At 61.1% G+C, this 20,422-nt stretch carries 21 protein-coding genes; 14 read left to right on the top strand and 7 right to left on the bottom strand.

Annotated features, from left to right (window positions below):
* The first annotated feature begins 37 nt into the window (after positions 1–37).
* The 3 genes from purL (at position 38) to ACZZZU_RS19830 (ending at position 4,740) form a co-directional block, all read left to right on the top strand.
* Entirely contained in the window at positions 38–3,934 is a 3,897-nt protein-coding gene (gene purL, locus ACZZZU_RS19820) for a phosphoribosylformylglycinamidine synthase (protein ID WP_463551592.1), read from the top strand.
* An 82-nt stretch (positions 3,935–4,016) separates the two neighbouring features.
* On the top strand, positions 4,017–4,253 hold the full coding sequence (locus ACZZZU_RS19825) for a CDGSH iron-sulfur domain-containing protein (protein ID WP_463552167.1): 237 nt from the start codon (positions 4,017–4,019) through the stop codon (positions 4,251–4,253).
* Positions 4,254–4,422: 169 nt separating this feature from the next.
* Complete coding sequence (locus ACZZZU_RS19830; protein WP_122452022.1) at positions 4,423–4,740, top strand: Nif3-like dinuclear metal center hexameric protein; 318 nt, start codon at positions 4,423–4,425, stop codon at positions 4,738–4,740.
* A 137-nt stretch (positions 4,741–4,877) separates the two neighbouring features.
* Here the strand turns inward: ACZZZU_RS19830 and ACZZZU_RS19835 are convergent, their stop codons facing one another.
* Complete coding sequence (locus ACZZZU_RS19835; RefSeq protein ID WP_122492773.1) at positions 4,878–5,381, bottom strand: L,D-transpeptidase family protein; 504 nt, start codon at positions 5,379–5,381, stop codon at positions 4,878–4,880.
* A 52-nt stretch (positions 5,382–5,433) separates the two neighbouring features.
* Entirely contained in the window at positions 5,434–6,003 is a 570-nt protein-coding gene (locus tag ACZZZU_RS19840) for an NUDIX hydrolase (RefSeq protein ID WP_463551593.1), read from the bottom strand.
* A gap of 164 nt (positions 6,004–6,167) precedes the next feature.
* On the opposite strand from ACZZZU_RS19840, the gene ACZZZU_RS19845 reads away from it, so the two are divergent.
* Genes ACZZZU_RS19845 through purT form a run of 4 tightly spaced genes read left to right on the top strand, consistent with a single transcriptional unit; the run spans position 6,168 to position 8,759 of the window.
* A complete protein-coding gene (locus ACZZZU_RS19845; protein WP_463552168.1) occupies positions 6,168–6,770 on the top strand; it encodes a CoA pyrophosphatase in 603 nt (200 codons plus the stop codon).
* A gap of 36 nt (positions 6,771–6,806) precedes the next feature.
* On the top strand, positions 6,807–7,331 hold the full coding sequence (locus ACZZZU_RS19850) for a gamma carbonic anhydrase family protein (protein ID WP_463551594.1): 525 nt from the start codon (positions 6,807–6,809) through the stop codon (positions 7,329–7,331).
* A complete protein-coding gene (locus ACZZZU_RS19855) occupies positions 7,328–7,537 on the top strand; it encodes a DUF1289 domain-containing protein (protein WP_463552169.1) in 210 nt (69 codons plus the stop codon). Before ACZZZU_RS19850 ends, ACZZZU_RS19855 begins: the two co-directional genes overlap by 4 nt.
* Before the next feature lie 40 nt (positions 7,538–7,577).
* Positions 7,578–8,759, top strand: a complete 1,182-nt coding sequence (purT, locus tag ACZZZU_RS19860; protein WP_463381884.1) for a formate-dependent phosphoribosylglycinamide formyltransferase — start codon at positions 7,578–7,580, stop codon at positions 8,757–8,759.
* Between the two features lie 155 nt (positions 8,760–8,914).
* On the opposite strand, the gene ACZZZU_RS19865 is transcribed toward purT, so the two are convergent.
* The 3 genes from ACZZZU_RS19865 to ACZZZU_RS19875 form a co-directional block, all read right to left on the bottom strand.
* Positions 8,915–10,231 carry an MFS transporter gene (locus tag ACZZZU_RS19865; protein ID WP_463551595.1) on the bottom strand — a complete coding sequence of 439 codons (1,317 nt, stop codon included), beginning with the start codon at positions 10,229–10,231 and terminating at the stop codon, positions 8,915–8,917.
* 232 nt (positions 10,232–10,463) lie between these two features.
* Positions 10,464–11,750 carry an HlyC/CorC family transporter gene (locus ACZZZU_RS19870; protein ID WP_463551596.1) on the bottom strand — a complete coding sequence of 429 codons (1,287 nt, stop codon included), beginning with the start codon at positions 11,748–11,750 and terminating at the stop codon, positions 10,464–10,466.
* An 8-nt stretch (positions 11,751–11,758) separates the two neighbouring features.
* Entirely contained in the window at positions 11,759–12,559 is an 801-nt protein-coding gene (locus ACZZZU_RS19875) for a cytochrome c biogenesis protein CcsA (RefSeq protein WP_122492765.1), read from the bottom strand.
* A gap of 156 nt (positions 12,560–12,715) precedes the next feature.
* Between ACZZZU_RS19875 and ffh the strand changes: the two genes are divergently transcribed.
* The 6 genes from ffh (at position 12,716) to ACZZZU_RS19905 (ending at position 16,764) form a co-directional block, all read left to right on the top strand.
* Entirely contained in the window at positions 12,716–14,095 is a 1,380-nt protein-coding gene (gene ffh / locus ACZZZU_RS19880; protein ID WP_122492764.1) for a signal recognition particle protein, read from the top strand.
* A gap of 216 nt (positions 14,096–14,311) precedes the next feature.
* Entirely contained in the window at positions 14,312–14,563 is a 252-nt protein-coding gene (rpsP, locus tag ACZZZU_RS19885) for a 30S ribosomal protein S16 (RefSeq protein WP_108095776.1), read from the top strand.
* Positions 14,564–14,568: 5 nt separating this feature from the next.
* On the top strand, positions 14,569–15,105 hold the full coding sequence (rimM, locus tag ACZZZU_RS19890; protein ID WP_463551597.1) for a ribosome maturation factor RimM: 537 nt from the start codon (positions 14,569–14,571) through the stop codon (positions 15,103–15,105).
* 18 nt (positions 15,106–15,123) lie between these two features.
* Positions 15,124–15,876, top strand: a complete 753-nt coding sequence (gene trmD / locus ACZZZU_RS19895; protein ID WP_122492762.1) for a tRNA (guanosine(37)-N1)-methyltransferase TrmD — start codon at positions 15,124–15,126, stop codon at positions 15,874–15,876.
* A gap of 41 nt (positions 15,877–15,917) precedes the next feature.
* Positions 15,918–16,268: a 50S ribosomal protein L19 gene (gene rplS / locus ACZZZU_RS19900; RefSeq protein ID WP_108095773.1), complete on the top strand. Its 351-nt coding sequence runs from the start codon at positions 15,918–15,920 to the stop codon at positions 16,266–16,268.
* A gap of 88 nt (positions 16,269–16,356) precedes the next feature.
* Positions 16,357–16,764 (top strand): acyl-CoA thioesterase, encoded by a 408-nt coding sequence (locus ACZZZU_RS19905; RefSeq protein WP_463551598.1) that lies wholly within the window; start codon positions 16,357–16,359, stop codon positions 16,762–16,764.
* Positions 16,765–16,845: 81 nt separating this feature from the next.
* Here ACZZZU_RS19905 and ACZZZU_RS19910 read toward each other — a convergent pair whose 3' ends face one another.
* Together ACZZZU_RS19910 and ACZZZU_RS19915 are read right to left on the bottom strand one after the other, a co-directional pair.
* Positions 16,846–17,508: a hypothetical protein gene (locus ACZZZU_RS19910; protein WP_463551599.1), complete on the bottom strand. Its 663-nt coding sequence runs from the start codon at positions 17,506–17,508 to the stop codon at positions 16,846–16,848.
* 110 nt (positions 17,509–17,618) lie between these two features.
* Complete coding sequence (locus ACZZZU_RS19915; RefSeq protein WP_463551600.1) at positions 17,619–19,418, bottom strand: cation:proton antiporter; 1,800 nt, start codon at positions 19,416–19,418, stop codon at positions 17,619–17,621.
* 84 nt (positions 19,419–19,502) lie between these two features.
* On the opposite strand from ACZZZU_RS19915, the gene xerD reads away from it, so the two are divergent.
* Positions 19,503–20,399, top strand: coding sequence for a site-specific tyrosine recombinase XerD (gene xerD / locus ACZZZU_RS19920; protein ID WP_463551601.1), 897 nt, complete (start codon positions 19,503–19,505; stop codon positions 20,397–20,399).
* The last annotated feature ends 23 nt before the right edge of the window (positions 20,400–20,422 follow it).

A 20,422-nucleotide genomic window follows, 5' to 3' on the forward strand; every position in this document is an offset into this window, starting at 1 on the left:
GCCTCAAAGCATCCCCCTTCCCGAGGCTTTCCCCGAGATGTTGATCCTGCGCGGCGCTCCAGCCCTTTCTGCCTTCCGCCACGGCAAGTTACTCGACCAGCTGACTGCCAAAGTCCCCGCCGTTACTGCGGTGTACGCCGAGTTTGCCCACTTTGCCGAGGTGACCGGTCTGCTGACCGGCGACGAAGAGAAAGTGCTCGCCCGCTTGCTCAAGTACGGCCCCAGTGTGCCGGTGCAAGAGCCAAGCGGTCGTCTGTTCCTGGTGCTGCCGCGTTTCGGCACCATTTCCCCGTGGTCCAGTAAAGCCAGCGACATTGCACGCAACTGCGGCCTGGCGAAAATCCAGCGCCTGGAACGCGGCATCGCCTACTACGTAGCCGGCGAATTCAGCGACGCCGAGGCCGAGCTGATCGCCGCTTCCTTGCACGACCGCATGACCCAACTGGTACTCGGCGATCTGGAACAGGCCGCCGGTCTGTTCAACCACGCCGAGCCCAAGCCGCTCACCGCCGTCGACATCTTGAACGGCGGCCGCGCCGCGCTGGAAAAAGCCAACAGTGACCTCGGTTTGGCCCTGGCCGACGACGAAATCGACTATCTAGTCGACGCGTTTGTAAAGCTGGGTCGCAACCCGCACGACATCGAACTGATGATGTTTGCCCAGGCCAACTCCGAACATTGCCGTCACAAAATCTTCAACGCCAGTTGGGATATCGACGGCGAGAGCCAAGAGAAAAGCCTGTTCGGCATGATCAAGAACACCTTCCAGATGCACGGCGAGGGCGTTCTTTCTGCTTATAAAGACAACGCCGCCGTTATCGAAGGCTCGGTCGCCGGGCGTTTCTTCCCGAATCCTGAAACCCGCCAGTACGGCGCGGTGCAGGAGCCGGTGCACATTCTGATGAAGGTGGAAACCCACAACCACCCGACCGCCATCGCGCCGTTCCCGGGTGCCTCTACCGGTTCGGGCGGTGAAATCCGCGACGAAGGTGCGACCGGTCGCGGCGCCAAGCCAAAGGCGGGCCTCACTGGTTTCACCGTGTCCAACCTGCAGATTCCAGGTTTCGAGCAGCCGTGGGAAACCCCATACGGCAAGCCTGAGCGCATCGTTACCGCGCTGGACATCATGATCGAAGGCCCGCTGGGCGGCGCCGCATTCAACAACGAATTCGGTCGCCCGGCACTCACCGGTTACTTCCGTACCTTCGAGCAAAGCATCACCACGCCACGCGGCGAAGAAGTGCGCGGCTATCACAAGCCGATCATGCTTGCCGGCGGCATGGGCAACATCCGTGCTGAACACGTACAGAAAGCTGAAATTACCGTTGGCTCGAAACTGATCGTGCTCGGCGGCCCCGCCATGCTGATCGGTCTGGGCGGCGGCGCGGCTTCGTCGATGGCCACTGGCGCCAGTTCGGCGGACTTGGACTTCGCCTCCGTGCAACGGGAAAACCCGGAAATGGAGCGCCGTTGCCAGGAAGTGATCGACCGCTGCTGGCAGTTGGGCGACAAGAACCCCATCAGCTTTATCCACGACGTGGGCGCGGGCGGTTTGTCCAACGCCTTCCCTGAGCTGGTCAACGATGGCGGCCGTGGTGGTCGTTTCGAATTGCGCGCCGTACCGAACGACGAGCCGGGCATGGCCCCGCACGAGATCTGGTGCAACGAATCGCAGGAACGCTACGTACTGGCCGTCGACGCCGCCGACTTTGAAACTTTCAAAGCCATCTGCGAGCGCGAGCGCTGCCCGTTTGCCGTAGTCGGCGAGGCCCTGGCCGAACCGCAGCTGACCGTTGCCGACAGCCACTTCGGCAACAACGCCGTCGACATGCCACTCGAAGTGCTGCTGGGCAAAGCCCCGCGTATGCACCGTTCGGCCACCCGTGAAGCCGAGCTGGGCGACGATTTCAACGCCGCCAGCCTTGACCTCAGCGAAGCCGTCGAGCGCGTGCTGCATCACCCGGCCGTTGCCAGCAAAAGCTTCCTGATCACCATCGGCGACCGCACCATTACCGGTCTGGTTGCCCGCGACCAGATGGTCGGCCCGTGGCAAGTGCCGGTGGCCGACTGCGCCGTTACCGCCACCAGTTTCGACGTGTACAGCGGTGAAGCCATGGCCATGGGCGAGCGCACGCCGCTGGCCCTGCTCAACGCGCCGGCCTCGGGCCGTATGGCCATTGGCGAAACCCTGACCAATCTGGCGGCCGCGCGCATCGGCAAGCTTTCCGACATCAAACTGTCGGCCAACTGGATGTCCGCTGCCGGTCACCCGGGCGAGGACGCCCGTCTGTACGACACCGTGAAAGCGGTCGGCATGGAGTTGTGCCCGGAGTTGGGCATCACCATTCCGGTGGGCAAAGACTCGATGTCGATGAAAACCCGTTGGAGCGAAGAGGGCGCCGACAAGAGCGTGACCTCGCCGCTGTCGCTGATCGTGTCGGGCTTCGCGCCGGTGCTGGATATTCGCAAAACCCTGACCCCGCAGCTGCGCATGGACAAGGGCGAAACCGACCTGATTCTGATCGACCTCGGTCGCGGCCAGAACCGCATGGGCGCCTCGATTCTTGCCCAGGTCTACGGCCAGTTGGCGCGCCAGGCGCCGGATGTGGACGACGCTGAAGACCTGAAAGCGTTCTTCGCCGTGATCCAGGGCCTGAACGCCGACGGCAGCTTGCTTGCCTACCACGACCGTTCCGACGGTGGTCTGTTGGTGAGCGTGCTGGAAATGGCCTTTGCCGGCCACTGTGGCTTGAACATCGTGCTCGACACCGTGGCGCACAACCGCGAAGAACTCGCCGCCGTACTGTTCAACGAAGAACTGGGTGCCGTGATTCAGGTTCGCCAGGACGCCACCCCGGAAGTGCTGGCGCAATTCAGCGCTGCCGGTTTGGGCGACTGCGTGGCCGTGGTCGGTCAGCCGTTGAACAATGCCGAAGTGAACATCAGCTTTAACGGTGAGTCGGTGTTCACCGGCGAGCGCCGCATGTTGCAGCGTGAGTGGGCAGCGACCAGCTATCAGGTGCAGCGTCTGCGCGACAACGTCGAATGCGCCGAGCAGGAATACGACGTGCTGCTGGACGAAGCCAACCCCGGCCTGAGCGTGAAGCTGGGCTTCGACGTGAACCAGGACATCGCCGCGCCGTACATCAAGAAGAATGTGCGTCCGCAAGTGGCGGTGCTGCGCGAGCAGGGCGTCAACGGTCAGGTTGAAATGGCCGCTGCCTTCGACCGCGCCGGCTTCAACGCGATTGACGTGCACATGAGCGACATTCTTGCCGGTCGCGTTAGCCTGGAAGAGTTCAAAGGCCTGGTGGCCTGCGGCGGTTTCTCTTACGGCGACGTGCTGGGTGCTGGCGAAGGCTGGGCCAAATCGGTGCTGTTCAACAACCGCGCCCGTGATGCCTTCAGCGCCTTCTTCGAGCGCAAAGACAGCTTCACCCTCGGCGTGTGCAACGGTTGCCAGATGATGTCCAACCTGCGCGAGCTGGTGCCGGGCAGCGAATTCTGGCCGCACTTCGTGCGCAACCGCTCGGAGCAATTCGAAGCGCGTGTGGCGATGGTGCAGGTGCAGGATTCGGCCTCCATCTTCCTGCGTGACATGGCCGGCTCTCGTATGCCAATCGCCATCGCCCACGGTGAAGGCCATGCCGAATTCGAAAGCGAAGAGGCGTTGCTGGAAGCGGATCTGTCGGGCTGCGTGTCGCTGCGCTTTATCGACAACCACGGCAAGGTCACCGAAAACTACCCGGCCAACCCCAACGGTTCGCCGCGTGGCATCACCGGCCTCACCAGCCGCGACGGCCGCGTGACCATCATGATGCCGCACCCAGAACGCGTGTTCCGTGCGGTGCAGAACTCGTGGAAGCCGGAAGAGTGGGACGAAGACGGCGCCTGGATGCGCATGTTCCGCAACGCCCGCGTCTGGGTGAACTGATAGGTTCACCGCCGTGAGCGAACAACGGGAGCAGGGCAATCCTGCTCCTGGCATTAACGAAAATTCCCCGTCACTTCCCGAGGTGCGCCTGCTTCAGGCCGGCGCCACCTTGCGGTTGTGCACCTGTGGCCAATCAGCCCAGCTCCCTGACTGCTCCTCGACGTGCGAGCACGCGCTGGTCTTCGCTGCCAAGCGTGAGCAACGCTTGCTGCTTTGCCGCTGCGGGCGTTCCCGGCAATTGCCCTTTTGCGATGGCAGCCATGCGCCACCGGCACCGTCGTGGCGAGCGAAATGGCGGCGCTTCTGGTCGGGTTCATAAACGAGTTGGCTCACGCCGCCTGAACACTCGGCGCTTCTGGGCACTCCAACAAGCATTGTGAAATTGCACCCTTACGCAGGAATAAGGCAATATGCCATCACTGCGCGTTGAGAAATTGGCGCCAGGTTCCTGCATTGGTAAAGCATGTAAATGCTCCGTGGAGACCTCGATGTACAAGCTGTGTTTTTACGTTCCGGAAACCCATCTGGACGTCGTCAAGAATGCTGTGTTTGGAGCGGGTGCAGGACGCATAGGGAATTACGACAGTTGCTGCTGGCAGGGCTTGGGCCAAGGACAGTTCCGCCCGCTGCCCGGCAGTAACGCATTCATCGGACAGACCGGCGTGCTGGAGCACGTGGCCGAATGGAAGGTGGAATTGGTAGTGGCGGATGAGTTGATACATGACGCGGTGAAGGCACTGCGCCAGGCGCATCCGTACGAGACGCCGGCGTTTGAGGTCTGGCGCCTGTCGGACCTGGTTTTCTGAATACAAAAAGGCGCCCTCGGGCGCCTTTGTTGTTCTCGGTCTCTGTCACAACCCTGTGGGAGCGGCTTGAGCCGCGATGTTTCGATGTTTAAAAGCATCGAGGCTGAAGCCTCTCCTACAAAGAGCGGTACAGCGAATTAGGGCCGAATCTCGATCAACGTCCCGTCCTTCACCAAATTCCATACCTCACGCATGTCATCGTTCTTCATGGCGATGCAGCCCTCGGTCCAGTCGAGGGTATGGAAGTACCACTCCGGAAATTCCTCATCGATGGGCGTGCCGTGAATCATGATCATGCCGCCTGGCGGTACGCCTGCCTGGCGCGCATTGGCCTGGTCTTTGATGTTGGGGTAGGAAATGTGCATGGAGAGGTTGTACTTGTCGCTGGGCTTGCGCCAGTCGATCCAGTAATAGCCTTCGGGGGTTTTGTGGTCGCCTTCGCGTTGCTTCGCACCTTTGGGCGCTTTGCCCAGCGAGATGCGGTAGCTCTTCAGCGTTTCGCCGCGGTTCATCAGTACAAGTTTGTGTTCGGCTTTCATCACCAGCACCTTGTCCACGGTTTTGCCGTCCAGGGTTACGGTGGTGGAAGCGTGCGAAAGCATCGCAAACGACAGGCAGACGGCAGCTAACAACCAGCGCATTGGTGCAATTTCCAGGTGTTGAACCGCGCGAAGCGGCTCGAGTGTTGTGTGGTCAGACGCTGCTCTGTTTACCAGAGACGAAGTGTGGGCGCAGAGCTTCTAGCGGCTCATTGCGCACCGGGAAGTGTTGGGCGACCCGGTCGGCGAAAAAGCATTCTAAGGTACGGCCTACCGTCGGGAAAGCCAGCTCGGACCAAGGGATGTCGGCCTCATCGAACAGTTTCACTTCCAGGCTTTCCTCGCCCACGGCGAAATCCAGATCGGCCAGCTCGGCACGGAAAAACACGTACACCTGGCTGATGTGCGGCAGGTCGTACAGCGCATACAACTGCAGGTCGCGCACGCGGGCACAGGCTTCTTCTTCGGTTTCGCGCATGGCGGCTTCGGCCATGGTTTCGCTGTTTTCCATAAAGCCGGCCGGTAGCGTCCAGAAGCCTCGGCGTGGCTCGATGGCGCGACGGCACATCAACACCTGATCGCCCCACACCGGCACGCAGCCGGCGACGATGCGCGGGTTTTGGTAGTGAATGGTGTTACAGGTGTCGCACACGTAACGCATGCGGCCGTCACCCTCTGGAATTCGTTGCGACACGCTGTTGCCGCACTGGCTGCAAAATTTCATCCCGGCTCCTGGGCGTGGTTGCGGCTGTGTGGCGCATCTTCGCGTGCCCCGCAGTCAGGAGCAAGGCATGGCGGCCAAAGCCAAGCAGTCGGCGGTGCGGGGCTTGGGCAGCTTTGCGCTTTCATGCCATCATGCCCCGCAGAACAAAAGACCGAGAATTCCCCATGCTCGATGAGTTGCTCCAGCGCGTTCGCGACTACCAGCCAGTCGTTCTGGGCACCGACCGAAGCTTTCCTGAAGCCGCCGTTCTGGTGCCGATCACCCGCAGCGATGCCCCCGAATTGGTGCTCACCCTGCGCGCCAGTGGGTTGTCGACCCACGGCGGCGAAGTGGCCTTCCCGGGCGGCCGTCGTGATCCTGAAGACGCCGACCTGGTCGCCACCGCCCTGCGCGAAGCGCAAGAGGAAATCGGCCTGCCGCCGGGTCTGGTCGAAATTATCGGCCCCCTGAGTAGCCTGGTTTCGCGCCACGGCATTCAGGTCACGCCGTATGTGGGCGTGGTGCCAGACTTCGTCGAGTACCAGGCCAATGATGGCGAAATCGCCTCTGTGTTCAGCGTGCCGCTGGAGTTTTTCCGCAGCGATCCCCGTGAAGTCACCCACCGTATCGACTACCGCGGCCGCGATTGGTACGTGCCCAGCTATCGCTACGGCGAATACAAAATCTGGGGGCTGACGGCGATCATGGTGGTCGAGCTGGTCAACCTGCTGTACGACGCCAACATTTCCCTGCACCAACCGCCAGAGCATTACATCAGCCTGAGCTGAGCCGCTCGTTATACAAGCCGCCGTGAGGAACCGTTTATGGAATACCGCTTGGGACAGTCGAGTGTCGAAACCCATCCCGAAAGCTGGGTTGCCCCCAACGCAACGCTGGTCGGCAAGGTCAAGCTGGAGCCCGGCGCCAGCGTGTGGTTCAACGCCGTGCTGCGCGGCGACAACGAGTTGATTCACATCGGCCACAACAGCAACGTGCAAGACGGCACCGTGATGCACACCGATATGGGTTTTCCGCTGAACATCGGCACCGGCGTCACCATCGGCCACAACGCCATGTTGCACGGCTGCACCGTGGGCGATTACAGCCTGATCGGCATTAACGCGGTGATTCTCAACGGCGCCAAAATCGGCAAGTACTGCATCATCGGCGCCAACTCGCTGATCGGCGAAGGCAAGGAAATTCCCGATGGCTCGCTGGTCATGGGCTCGCCGGGCAAAGTGGTGCGCGAACTCAACGACGCACAGAAGAAAATGCTCGAAGCCAGCGCCGCCCACTACGTTCATAATTCGCAGCGCTACGCCCGCGACCTGACGGAGCAGGACGACTGATGGACGCCGAACGCCCGGTGCGCTCCCCCTGTGTGAGCGTGTGCGCGCTGGATGACGATGACATCTGCACCGGCTGCCAACGCACCGCCGACGAAATTACCCGCTGGGGCCGAATGGACAATGCCGAGCGCCGCCTGGTGCTCGGTTATTGCCTGCAACGTGCGCGCGCCAGCGGCCTGCTGACTGAAACCAGCAAGCCTGTTTAATCACCCTCTATTTTCAAACTGCAACGTGAAGGAAAGCCTCATGCCTCGTATCGGAACCCCCTTGTCGCCCAGCGCGACGCGCGTCTTGCTGTGCGGCTCGGGTGAGTTGGGCAAAGAAGTGGTCATTGAGCTGCAGCGCCTGGGCGTTGAAGTGATTGCCGTGGACCGCTACCCGAACGCCCCGGCGATGCAAGTGGCGCACCGCAGCCACGTGGTCGACATGCTCGACGGCGCCGCCCTGCGCGCCGTCATCGAACTGGAAAAGCCGCACTACATCGTGCCGGAAATTGAAGCCATCGCCACCGCCACCCTGGCCGAGCTGGAAAACGAAGGCTTCACCGTGATTCCGACTGCGCGTGCGGCGCAGCTGACCATGAACCGCGAAGGCATCCGCCGTCTGGCCGCCGAAGAGCTGGGCTTGCCGACTTCGCCGTACCGCTTCGCCGACACCTTTGAAGAAGCCAAGGCGGCTACTGAAGCCGTGGGCTTTCCGTGCCTGATCAAACCGATCATGAGTTCGTCGGGCAAAGGCCAGTCCGTGCTGAAAAGCGCCGCCGACCTGCAAGCCGCTTGGGACTACGCCCAAGCGGGCGGCCGTGCCGGCAAAGGCCGGGTGATCGTTGAAGGCTTTATCGACTTCGACTACGAAATCGCCCTGCTGACCGTGCGCCACGTCGGCGGCACCACCTTCTGCCAGCCGGTTGGCCATCGCCAGGTCAAAGGCGATTACCAGGAATCGTGGCAGCCCCAGGTCATGAGCGACAAAGCCCGCGCCGAAGCCGAGCGCATCGCCTTGGCCGTCACCGGTTCGCTGGGTGGCCGTGGTCTGTTTGGCGTGGAATTGTTCGTGAAGGGCGATCAGGTGTGGTTTTGCGAAATTTCGCCGCGCCCGCACGACACCGGTCTGGTGACCCTGATTTCTCAAGACCTGTCGGAATTCGCCCTGCACGCCCGCGCCATTCTCGGCCTGCCGATTCCGGCCATTCGCCAACTGGGCCCATCGGCCTCGGCGGTGGTGCTGGTAGAAGGCAGCTCCACGCAAACCGCATTCAGCAACCTGGGCGCCGCGCTGAGCGAGCCAGACACCGCGCTGCGTCTGTTCGGCAAGCCGGAAGTGAACGGCCAGCGCCGCATGGGCGTTGCCCTGGCGCGTGACGAATCCACCGATGCCGCTCGCGCCAAAGCGACTCGTGCCGCTCAGGCGGTTGTGGTCGAGCTGTAGGTTGGGTTGAGCAAAGCGAAGCCCAACGATACGCAGGTTTCTGCCCGCACAACGTCATAAAACAGGACGTGCACCGATTCGCACGGTCCTGTTCAAGGGCGCCGTTAGAGCGACGTGATGTTTATCGTTGGGCTTCGCCTATGGCTCAACCCAACCTACGCAATTTTCTGCAAATCCGTCTTACTGGTTTCCTTCAGGCACAGCACCGCAATCACGCTAAGCAACGCTGCCGCCGACACATACCCGCCGACCCAACTCAATCCGCCCATCGCCACCAACTTCTGCGCAAAGAACGGAGCCGCCGAGGCGCCGACGATGCCGCCCAGGTTGTAGGCCGCCGACGCGCCGGTGTAGCGCACCCGTGTTGGAAACAGTTCGGGAAGCAGGGCGCCCATGGGGGCGAAGGTCACGCCCATCAAGAACAGCTCGATGCTCAAGAACAGCGCCACCGCCCAGGTCGAACCGTGGGTGAGCAGCGGTTCCATCAAAAATCCCGACACAATGGCCAGCACGCCACCCACGATCAGCACCGGTTTGCGCCCAAAACGGTCGCTCGCCCAGGCCGACAGCGGCGTGGCCAATGCCATAAACACCACGGCAAAACACAGCAAACCGAGGAAGGTTTCCCGCGTGTAACCCAGGCTGGCCACGCCGTAGCTCAGGGAAAACACCGTGGAGATGTAGAACAGCGCGTAGCACACCACCATGGCGCCCGCGCCCAGCAGCATGGGCGCCCAGTATTGGCCGAAGAGCTCGAACAGCGGCACTTTCACCCGTTCATGCCGGGCGACGGCGTTGGCGAATACCGGGGTTTCTTCCAACTTCAGGCGAACGTACAAACCGACCAGCACCAATGCGGCGCTGAGCAGGAACGGAATGCGCCAGCCCCAGTCGCGGAATTGCTCGTCGGTCAGGGTCATCGCCAGCGTCAGGAACAATCCGTTGGCGGCCAGGAAGCCGATCGATGGGCCAAGCTGCGGGAACATGCCAAACCAGCCGCGCTTGCCGGCCGGTGCGTTTTCGGTGGCAAGCAAGGCGGCACCGCCCCATTCGCCGCCAAGGCCCAAGCCCTGACCAAAGCGCAGCAGGCACAACAGAATGGGCGCCCAGGCGCCGATGCTGCTGTAGCCGGGCAGCACGCCGATCAGCGTGGTGCACACGCCCATCAGCAACAAGGAGGCAACCAGCGTCGACTTGCGGCCGACGCGGTCGCCGAAATGGCCGAACAGCGCCGAGCCCAGCGGGCGGGCGAGGAAGGCGATGCCAAAACTCAGAAACGCCGCCAGGGTTTGCGCCGTGGTCGATTCGGCGGGAAAAAACACCGGACCGATCACCAGTGCAGCGGCGGTCGCGTAAACGTAGAAATCGTAGAACTCGATAGCGGTGCCAATAAAACTGGCGGTGGCGACGCGCTTGGTGGAGTTCACCGGCTTGCTGTCGTCGCGGGCGGGAGTTGCGATAGCGCTGGTCATGCTGAGCCTTCACGGGGCAGGGCTCGGTTCCATGGGCGAGGCCATGGCCGAAGCGAATTATTGTGGTAGCGCATGGGGGTAAAACGCTGGCGGTGTGCTGCTTGGGAAGGGGACTTTGTGGGGCCTTCGGTGCGGCACTGGCCGGTCTGCGGATGGCAGGCGGGCGAGAGGTACGACGACTATAAAAGCCCGGCGCAGGCGCTGACAATTACACTTTTCGCCAGTGGTGCGCCTATTGGCCGTTTTCGCTCGGCGCCACGCGCGGGGCAGGGCGCCAGACGCGCACGCTTTTCACCCGGTTATCGGTGGATTGCAGAATTTCCAAGCGATACGGACCGATCTTCAGGCACACGGCACTGTCGGGAATATTCTCCAGCGCTTCTGTGATGAGTCCGTTGAGGGTTTTCGGTCCGTCGCACGGCAGGCTCCAGCCCAGCGCCTTGTTCACTTCGCGAATGTACGCGGCGCCGTCGATCACTTGGGTGCCGTCTTCCTGCGGGTGAATGTCCGGGCTGCGCAGGGCGTCCTGATTGCTGAAGTCGCCGACGATTTCCTCAAGGATGTCTTCCAGCGTGACGATGCCCTGCACATCGCCGTACTCATCGACCACGATGCCGATGCGGCGTTTCTGCTTCTGGAAATTCAGCAGCTGGGTCGACAGCGGCGTGCTTTCCGGCACGAAATAAGGCTCGTGGGCTGCCGCGCTGAGCGCCTCGATGGTCAGTTGGTCGTGCGTGAGTAGCCGCGCGATTTGGCGCATATGCACCACGCCTTCAACCTGATTGAGGTCGCTGCGAAACACCGGCAGGCGCGTGTGCGAGGTGGTACGCAGCTGGGTAATGATGTCTTCCAGCGGGTCGTCGAGGTTGATGCCCGTGACCTCGTTGCGCGGAATCATGATGTCGTTAACGGTCACGGTTTCCAGGTCGAGAATGCTCAGCAGCATGCTCTGGCGATTCTCTGGCAGCTCGTGCGTCGCTTCGCGCACCACGCTGCGCAGTTCTTCCGGGCTCAGGCCGTCTTTGCGTTTACGCGTGGGGTCGATGCCGCACAGGCGCAGCAGGCCATTGCTCACCGCGTTTAGCAGCCATACCAACGGTTCCAGCAGTTCCACCAACACACGCAGCGGCGCGCTGAAGGGAAATGCGAAGGCTTCGGGGCGCAGCACGGCGAGGCTTCTTGGCGTGATGTCGGCGAACAATAGCAGCGCGAGGGTGAGGCCGAGGGTGGAAAGAATCAGGCCCAGATCGCCCCATAGCGACGTGGCCAGCAGGGCGGCGACGGTGGCGGCGAGCACCGTCACCAGCATGTTGCAAAAATGCAGCACGCCGAGCAGCAATTGCGGGCGGTTGAGCAGGGTGCTGGCGCGCTTGGCGCCACGACGGCCTTGTTTGGCCAGGTAGCGCAGGCGGTAGCGATTGAGGCTTAGCAGGCTGGTTTCGGCGCTGGCGAAGAATGCTGATAAAACGATCAGCAACGCCAGCAGGCCCAGCAGGTACTGCGGATTCAACTCAGACACGGCGCGGCCTAGATATGCAGGATGAATTCACGTACCAGCTTGCTACCGAAATACGCCAGCATCAGCAGGCAGAAGCCGGCCAGGGTCCAGCGAATGGCCTTGTGTCCGCGCCAGCCGCGCTGATGGCGACCCCACAACAGCACGGCAAAAATCAGCCAGGCCACGCAAGCAAGGAAGGTTTTGTGCACCAGATGCTGGGCGAACAGGTTGTCGAGAAACAGCCAGCCGGAAATCAACGACAGGCTCAACAGCGCCCAGCCAGCCCAGAGAAAACCGAACAACAGGCTTTCCATGGTTTGAAGCGGCGGGAAATTCTTGATCAGACCGGACGGGTGCTTGTGCTTGAGCTGGTGGTCTTGCACCAACAGCAGCAGCGCCTGGAACGCGGCGATGGTGAGCATGCCGTAGGCCAGAATCGACAGCAGAATGTGCGCAAGAATGCCCGGTTTTTCGTTGATCACCGGCACCGTACCGGCCGGTACGAACTGCGCCAGCAGCACCGTCAGGCAGCCCAGCGGCAAGAACAGCAGCAGCAGATTGAGCACCGGAATGCGCGCGCTGGCGACGATGGTCAGCAGAATCGCTGCGTAGGAAATCAGGCTGGCGGCATTGAAAAAGTCCAGCGCCAGGCCGGCTTCGGCATTCAGCTGCGCGAACAGCGTGCCGCCGTGGAAGAACAACGCCAGCAACACCAGGGGGGCGAGCACGCGTTTGGAAGGCAGTGCGCGCTGGGAAAGGCGCAGGCCTTGGTAAGCAGTAGCGCCTATATAAAGAAAGGCAGCGGCGAGGCTTGGCAGCAGAGGGTGCATAAGTCCGTGTTAGGCGAGCCCGAAAGGGCGAGAGTGTGGCATAAAACGCGCGTTTCACGAAAGACCGGCAGCGGTGTCGGCATCCAGGCGTCTTGGTTATAATCGCGCCCTTGCCGCAAGCTCAACCCGGCGCCAGACCGCCTGAAAGGAACGCGCATGTTCGAAAATCTAACCGACCGCCTCTCGCAGACCCTGCGCCACGTCACCGGCAAGGCCAAGCTGACCGAGGACAACATCAAGGACACCCTGCGCGAAGTGCGCATGGCCTTGCTGGAAGCCGACGTCGCGCTGCCGGTGGTGAAAGACTTCGTTAATAAAGTCAAAGAACGCGCCGTCGGCACCGAGGTTTCCAGAAGCCTGACGCCAGGCCAGGCGTTCGTGAAAATCGTCCGTCTTGAACTCGAAGAGTTGATGGGCGCTGCGAACGAAGATCTGGCATTGAATGCCACGCCGCCCGCTGTGGTGTTGATGGCAGGTTTGCAGGGTGCGGGTAAAACCACCACCGCCGGCAAGCTGGCGCGCTTTCTAAAAGAGCGCAAAAAGAAAACCGTGATGGTGGTGTCGGCTGACGTTTATCGTCCGGCGGCCATCAAGCAGTTGGAAACGCTGGCCAACGACATCGGCGTGACGTTCTTCCCGTCGGATATCAGCCAAAAGCCGGTGGATATCGCCACCGCGGCCATCCGCGAAGCCAAGATCAAATTCATCGATGTAGTCATCGTCGACACCGCCGGTCGTTTGCACATCGACGAAGAGATGATGGCCGAGATCAAGGCCGTTCACGCTGCGATCAACCCGGTTGAAACGCTGTTCGTGGTCGACGCCATGACCGGTCAGGATGCCGCCAACACCGCCAAAGCCTTTGGCGATGCACTGCCGCTGACTGGCGTTGTGCTGACCAAAGTTGACGGTGATGCCCGTGGCGGTGCGGCGCTGTCGGTGCGCGCCATTACTGGCAAGCCGATCAAATTCATCGGTATGGGCGAGAAGAGCGAAGCGCTCGAACCGTTCCACCCGGACCGTATCGCCTCACGCATCCTCGGCATGGGCGACGTGCTCAGCCTGATCGAACAGGCCGAGCAAACCCTCGACCGCGACAAGGCCGACAAGCTCGCGAAAAAGCTGAAAAAGGGCAAAGGCTTCGACCTCGAAGACTTCCGCGATCAGCTGCAACAGATGAAGAACATGGGCGGCCTTGGCGGCCTGATGGACAAGCTGCCCAACATTGGCGGCATGAACCTGTCGCAGATGGGCAACGCCCAGGGCGCGGCCGAGAAGCAGTTCAAGCAGATGGAGGCGATCATCAACTCCATGACGCCTCAAGAGCGTCGCGACCCGGACGTAATCAGCGGCTCGCGCAAACGCCGCATCGCCATGGGCTCCGGCACACAGGTGCAAGACATCGGCCGGCTGATCAAACAGCACAAGCAAATGCAGAAGATGATGAAAAAAGTCACTGCAAAAGGCGGCATGGCGAAGATGATGCGCGGCATGGGTGGGATGTTCCCCGGCGGCGGTGGTATGCCGAAGATGTGATCCGATCTCGCCTGGGCGTTGCTCTTAAAAGGCGTTGCCTGGGCGTTCTACACGCAAATGGATCGCCGGTTCGGGGCCTGTGAGCGTCTGTGATCGGGGCAGGGCAAAAAGAGATTTGCAAAAATCCCGATAATCCTTAGAATATGCGGCCTTTCGGGCCTAGTGCCTGGCATGTAATTTTAGTTTTGCAGCACCGACTACAGGAACGATGTTCACATGGTAACCATCCGTCTTGCCCGTGGCGGCTCCAAGAAGCGCCCGTTTTACCACCTCACCGTGACCGACAGCCGCAATGCGCGCGACGGTCGTTTTGTTGAGCGTATTGGTTTCTTCAACCCAATCGCTTCCGGTGCAGAGATCCGTCTGTCCGTAGACCAAGAGCGTGCTACTTACTGGCTCGGCCAGGGTGCACAGCCGTCTGAGCGCGTTGCTCAGCTGCTCAAGGATGCCGCTAAGGCAGCAGCCTAAGCCGCATGAACGCGACGCCCGCTCCTGCTGATGACTTGATCGTCATTGGTAAGATTGTTTCGGTGCATGGTGTTCGCGGCGAGGTGAAGGTCTTCTCCTTTACCGATCCGATTGACAACCTGCTGGACTACAAACACTGGACGCTCAAACGCGACGGTGATGTACGACAGGTTGAGTTAGCCCAGGGCCGCCTGCAAAACAAGGTCCTCGTAGCAAAGCTGAAGGGTTTCGACGACCGTGAAGAAGCTCGCCTTCTCGCGGGTTTCGACATTTGTGTTGCCCGCAGCCTGCTGCCAGATCTGACCGATGGCGAGTACTACTGGTACCAGCTCAAAGGTTTGAAAGTGATCGACCAACTCGGGCAGCTGCTCGGCGTTATCGACCACCTGCTGGAAACCGGCGCTAACGATGTGATGGTGGTCACGCCCTGCGCGGGCAGCCTGGATGATCGCGAACGCTTGCTGCCTTACACGGCGCATTGTGTTCTCTCGGTCGACTTGGCAGCCGGTGAAATGCGGGTTGACTGGGATGCGGACTTTTAAGCAACGGTTAGTAGAGATATGGCTAGCCTGCGTGTTGAAGTCATCAGTTTGTTCCCTGAAATGTTTGCTGCCATCAGCGAATACGGCATTACCAGCCGCGCGGTGAAGCAGGGGCTTTTACAGCTCACCTGTTGGAACCCACGAAGCTACACCGAAGATCGCCACCAAACCGTGGATGATCGGCCTTTCGGCGGTGGCCCCGGCATGGTGATGAAGATCAAGCCTCTGGAAGGCGCCTTGGCAGATGCCAAGCAGGCCGCTGGAGCGCAGGCGAAGGTTATTTACCTCTCGCCGCAAGGCCGCCAGTTGACTCAGTCAGCTGTGCGAGAACTGGCAAAAGAGGAGACCTTGATCCTCATTGCCGGACGATATGAAGGCATCGATGAGCGGTTTATAGAAACGCATGTTGATGAAGAGTGGTCGATCGGGGATTACGTCCTTTCCGGCGGTGAGCTGCCGGCAATGGTTCTGATCGATGCGGTAACGCGTCTGCTGCCCGGTGCATTGGGTCATGCAGATTCGGCCGAGGAAGACTCCTTTACGGATGGCTTGCTCGACTGCCCGCACTACACCCGACCGGAGGTGTATGCGGATAAGCGTGTTCCCGACGTGTTGCTTAGCGGCAATCACGCACATATCCGGCGCTGGCGTTTGCAGCAGTCCCTTGGTCGGACCAGCGAACGACGCGCTGATCTTCTGGAAAGCCGCTCGCTTTCTGGAGAAGAGAAAAAGCTGTTGGCGGAATACATCCGGCAACGGGACGATAGTTAACGTATCGATGGCAAACCGGTGGTTTGTCTTAGGAGCACAACATGACTAACAAAATTATCTTGGCCCTCGAAGCCGAGCAGATGAGCAAAGAAATCCCGACTTTCGCTCCAGGCGACACCGTTGTCGTTCAGGTTAAAGTGAAAGAAGGCGACCGTTCGCGTCTGCAAGCCTTCGAAGGCGTTGTAATCGCCAAGCGCAACCGCGGCGTGAACAGTGCCTTCACCGTACGTAAAATCTCCAACGGTGTTGGCGTTGAGCGTACCTTCCAGACCTACAGCCCGCTGGTTGACAGCCTGGCCGTCAAGCGTCGTGGTGACGTGCGTAAAGCCAAGCTTTACTACCTCCGTGACCTGTCTGGTAAAGCAGCTCGCATCAAGGAAAAACTGGTTTAATCCCAGTCTTCCTTGTCAAAAGAAGCAGCCTACGGGCTGCTTTTTTATGCCCGTGATTTGACTAACCGTTTGCGCAGGACCTGTTCGCATGACCCCCAGAGAGCAAGAAATCCAGCTACGCACCGAGCGCTCGGAAACCCGCGTGACCAAAGCCGTGTTCCCGCCGACCACTAACCACCACAACACCTTGTTCGGCGGCACCGCGTTGGCGTGGATGGATGAGGTGTCATTCATCGCCGCTACTCGTTTTTGCCGGCTGCCGCTGGTGACCGTGTCGTCCGACCGCATCGATTTCAACCACCCGATTCCGGCTGGCTCGATCGTCGAGTTGGTAGGGCGCGTAGTGAAGGTCGGCAACACCAGCCTCAAGGTCGAGGTCGAGGTGTTTGTCGAAAGCATGTACAGCGACGGCCGCGAGCGAGCGATTACCGGAGTGTTCAGCTTTGTTGCGATTGATGACAACAAGCAGCCGGTGCCGGTTTTGCCGGGGTTCTGAATGTGCTGACCAGCTGTAGGAGCGGTTTCAGTCGTGATGCTTTGTTGGCAGCATCGCGGCTGAAGCCGCTCCTACAGATATTTATGGTCTAAGGCTGATGCGCAGGGATGCTTGCGACAGATCGATATCCTGAAGCGTCACGCTGCCCATGCTCTGGCTCGTATTGGCCCCCGCCACCCGCACATTGTCGAAACGCAGCTCGCCAATCGAGCTCGGCAAACGCACGTTCACGCTGCCGTCGGCATTGCGCACAGACGTCAGTTTGCTGGTGTCATAACGCACGTCTTTCATCGACGTTTCCGCATCCAGGCTGTTGAGCACCGGCATCACCAGCTTCGCCAGTTTGGCGGCGGTGCCCACGCCGTCGCCGCTCTCGGCCTGCAGAAATAACCCCTGAAGCACATCGTCCAGGCCCTGAGCGCTGACGTTGCTCATCTCGGCATCATCGAGCGGTTGCAGCGTGCGGCTGAGACTACTCGGCGCCGGGCGGTGCAGGTCGGCGCTGGCCATCTGGAACGGACTAAGCAACGCCGCGACCAACGTGGCCGCAACGCGAAGGTTGCTTTGCTTTTTCAGTGCCTTGCTCAGTTGACGGTCGCTGACCAGGCCCTGCTCGATGAGGATTTCCCCCAAGCGCTTGCGGCTGCTGGTTTGTAGTTGAATGGCTTGAGCAAGTTGGTCGGCGCTGATCAGTCCTTTGTTCAGCAATATCTGACCGAGGCGGGAGTTCTGTTGAGTGGCCATGGGACGTCCGGTGCAGTAGTGGCGTGATGAAATCATCGCCGCGCAAACCCTGACTGTCACCCACCCAAAGATAGGGTGACTCAGGCATTTACGCGCCAGCCGTCGGACGCCTATTCCGGCTGCGGGTCGATCATGGCCACGAGCACCCAACCCGGCTGCGGTTGCAGGCTTTGCGCCGGGGTGGCGACGTGCACGTGACCCTGGTTATCACGCGCGAACAGCAGCAACGCGCGATCGCCGTGCAGGGCTTGGTAGTCCGCCCAGGTGAAGCCGCTGGTGAGCGTGGTCTGGTACATCTGGGCGCCCTGGTTCAGGCGGCTGGCGAGCTTGCCGTAAGTCAGATCAACGCTGGCAAATACATTGCCGCGGTGCTCATCACTGGCGCGGTGCTTGTCGCTGCGTTTGTTCTCCAGGCCGCTCGCCAGCGCATACAAATTGCGCCGGTGAAACTCATGGCGAAAGCGCATGCACGCCAGCGTGTTCAATTCGCCAGCCGGGGAAAGCGCCAACAAAAAGCCCAGCCCCACTTGGTCCAAGTGCGCTTCAGCGTGCTGTGAAGCCGGGTTGCCGAAGTAGGTCGGCAGGTTGTCCATGCGCGCGGCGCTGACGTTTTCCCAACTGGAGTCCGCCAGCAGCACGCGGCTGCCGAGCTGTTGCAGCGCCTTGCCGATGGCGCGTGCGGGCGGATGGGCGCCCACGATCAGAAAGCCATTGGGCGCGGGCTCGGCCACTTTCAATAGGCGAGCCAACGGCCGCGCGGTGGCGCTCTGCAAAACCACCGTGCCGATGATCACCGCGAACGTCAGCGGCACCAGCAGTTCAGCGCCCTGATGCCCAGCCTCGCCCAGGCGAATGGCAAAAATCGCCGACACCGCCGCCGCCACAATTCCGCGTGGTGCGATCCAGGCCAGCAGCGCGCGTTCGCGCCAGTCAAGGTTCGAGCGGAACGTGGAAATCGCCACGTTCAGCGGGCGGGCGATGAATTGAATCACCAGCAGCAACACAATCACCGCAGGGCCGAAGGCGATCAGCGCCTGCAAGTCCAGGCGCGCAGCCAGCAAAATAAACAGACCGGAAATCAGCAGCACGCTGAGGTTTTCTTTGAAGTGCAGGATCTCTTTAACGTCCACGCCCTTCATGTTTGCCAACAGCACGCCCATCACCGTGACCGCCAACAGCCCGGATTCATGCATCACCTGATTGGCCGCAATAAACACACCGAGCACCGCCGCCAACGAGGCGAAGTTCTGCAGGTATTCCGGCAGCCAGTGCCGACGCAGTACCTGCCCGAACAGCCAGCCGCCGGCCAGCCCGAACATCAGGCCGCTGGCAATCACGCCGGCGAACGTGCCCGAGCCGCTGAGAATGCCGTTGCCGTCGCTGCTGATGATGTAGCTGAACACCACCACCGCGAGTAGCGCGCCAATCGGGTCGATGACGATGCCTTCCCAGCGCAGGATGTTGGCAATAGAGGCTTTGGGTCGCACCACACGCAGCATCGGCACGATCACCGTGGGGCCGGTTACCAGCGTCAACGTGCCGAACAGCACCGCCAGGTTCCATTCCAGACCCAGCAGGTAATGGCTGGTGACGGCGATCACGGCCCAGGTCGACAGCGCGCCGACAGTCACCAGGCGGCGCACCACCGTGCCGATTTCTCTCCACTCGCTGAAACGCAGGGTCAGGCTGCCCTCGAACAGAATCAGCGACACCGACAGCGATACCAGCGGCATCAGCACCGGGCCGAACAACAGCTGTGGGTCAAGCCAACCCAACACCGGCCCGGCGCTGATGCCGGCCAGCAGCAAAAACAGAATGGCCGGCAACCGCAAGCGCCACGCCAGCCACTGGCAGAGCAGGGCGGCGGCGCCGATGCCACCGAGGGCCAGCAGAATATGTTGTTCAGTCATGGAGTTTCCTTGGCGTTGAGCCTGTGACGCGAGGCGCGGCTGTGAAAGACTAGCGCGCTCTCTCTGGGCACATACAGACTATTTATGCCGGCGTTCGATCACCCTCTTATCGACCAATTTCTCGATGCGCTGTGGATGGAAAAAGGCCTGTCCGAACATTCCCGTTCGGCCTATCGCAGCGACCTCGCCCATTTCAACGGCTGGTTGCAGGAACGCGGTTTGGACCTGCCGGACATCGGCCGCGACGTGCTGCTCGACCACTTGGCCTGGCGCCTGGAGCAGAAATATGTGGCACGTTCGACCGCGCGGTTTCTCTCCGCTGTGCGTGGTTTCTACCGCTACTTGCTGCGCGAAAATCTGATTGCCGTCGACCCCACCTTGCAAGTCGACATGCCGCAGCTGGGCCGCCCGCTGCCTAAAAGTTTGTCTGAGGCCGACGTCGACGCACTGCTGGCCGCCCCGGAAACCACCGACCCCATTGGCCTGCGCGACCGCGCCATGCTCGAAGTGCTTTACGCCTGCGGCCTGCGGGTGACCGAGTTGATCAGCCTGACGCTGGAACAAGTGAACCTGCGCCAAGGCGTTTTGCGCGTGTTCGGCAAAGGCAGCAAAGAGCGCCTGGTGCCGCTGGGTGAAGAGGCGATTGTGTGGATCGAGCGCTACGTGCGCGAAGCCCGGCCGCAACTGCTCGAAGGGCGGCCCAGCGATGTGCTGTTCCCCAGTAATCGCGGCGAGCAGATGACTCGCCAAACCTTCTGGTACCGCATCAAGCACCACGCCAAGGTCGCCGGTATCGGCAAGGCGCTGTCGCCGCACACCTTGCGTCACGCCTTCGCCACCCACTTGCTCAACCATGGCGCCGATCTTCGTGTGGTGCAGATGTTGCTGGGCCATAGCGACCTGTCGACCACGCAGATCTACACCCACATCGCCCGTGCCCGCTTGCAGGAACTGCACGCTCGCCACCACCCGCGCGGCTGAGCAGTCATTCACAGGCGGTTGCA

Source organism: Pseudomonas sp. AC136, from assembly GCF_979258585.1.

What these genes read in the sequence shown, in the direction of transcription:
- purL (WP_463551592.1), top strand. Translation starts at nt 38, where the DNA reads ATGTTGATCCTGCGCGGCGCTCCAGCCCTTTCTGCCTTCCGCCACGGC.
- ACZZZU_RS19830 (WP_122452022.1), top strand. Translation starts at nt 4,423, where the DNA reads ATGTACAAGCTGTGTTTTTACGTTCCGGAAACCCATCTGGACGTCGTC.
- ACZZZU_RS19835 (WP_122492773.1), bottom strand. Translation starts at nt 5,381, where the DNA reads ATGCGCTGGTTGTTAGCTGCCGTCTGCCTGTCGTTTGCGATGCTTTCG.
- ACZZZU_RS19840 (WP_463551593.1), bottom strand. Translation starts at nt 6,003, where the DNA reads ATGAAATTTTGCAGCCAGTGCGGCAACAGCGTGTCGCAACGAATTCCA.
- ACZZZU_RS19845 (WP_463552168.1), top strand. Translation starts at nt 6,168, where the DNA reads ATGCTCGATGAGTTGCTCCAGCGCGTTCGCGACTACCAGCCAGTCGTT.
- ACZZZU_RS19850 (WP_463551594.1), top strand. Translation starts at nt 6,807, where the DNA reads ATGGAATACCGCTTGGGACAGTCGAGTGTCGAAACCCATCCCGAAAGC.
- purT (WP_463381884.1), top strand. Translation starts at nt 7,578, where the DNA reads ATGCCTCGTATCGGAACCCCCTTGTCGCCCAGCGCGACGCGCGTCTTG.
- ACZZZU_RS19865 (WP_463551595.1), bottom strand. Translation starts at nt 10,231, where the DNA reads ATGACCAGCGCTATCGCAACTCCCGCCCGCGACGACAGCAAGCCGGTG.
- ACZZZU_RS19875 (WP_122492765.1), bottom strand. Translation starts at nt 12,559, where the DNA reads ATGCACCCTCTGCTGCCAAGCCTCGCCGCTGCCTTTCTTTATATAGGC.
- ffh (WP_122492764.1), top strand. Translation starts at nt 12,716, where the DNA reads ATGTTCGAAAATCTAACCGACCGCCTCTCGCAGACCCTGCGCCACGTC.
- rpsP (WP_108095776.1), top strand. Translation starts at nt 14,312, where the DNA reads ATGGTAACCATCCGTCTTGCCCGTGGCGGCTCCAAGAAGCGCCCGTTT.
- rimM (WP_463551597.1), top strand. Translation starts at nt 14,569, where the DNA reads ATGAACGCGACGCCCGCTCCTGCTGATGACTTGATCGTCATTGGTAAG.
- trmD (WP_122492762.1), top strand. Translation starts at nt 15,124, where the DNA reads ATGGCTAGCCTGCGTGTTGAAGTCATCAGTTTGTTCCCTGAAATGTTT.
- rplS (WP_108095773.1), top strand. Translation starts at nt 15,918, where the DNA reads ATGACTAACAAAATTATCTTGGCCCTCGAAGCCGAGCAGATGAGCAAA.
- ACZZZU_RS19905 (WP_463551598.1), top strand. Translation starts at nt 16,357, where the DNA reads ATGACCCCCAGAGAGCAAGAAATCCAGCTACGCACCGAGCGCTCGGAA.
- ACZZZU_RS19910 (WP_463551599.1), bottom strand. Translation starts at nt 17,508, where the DNA reads ATGGCCACTCAACAGAACTCCCGCCTCGGTCAGATATTGCTGAACAAA.
- ACZZZU_RS19915 (WP_463551600.1), bottom strand. Translation starts at nt 19,418, where the DNA reads ATGACTGAACAACATATTCTGCTGGCCCTCGGTGGCATCGGCGCCGCC.
- xerD (WP_463551601.1), top strand. Translation starts at nt 19,503, where the DNA reads ATGCCGGCGTTCGATCACCCTCTTATCGACCAATTTCTCGATGCGCTG.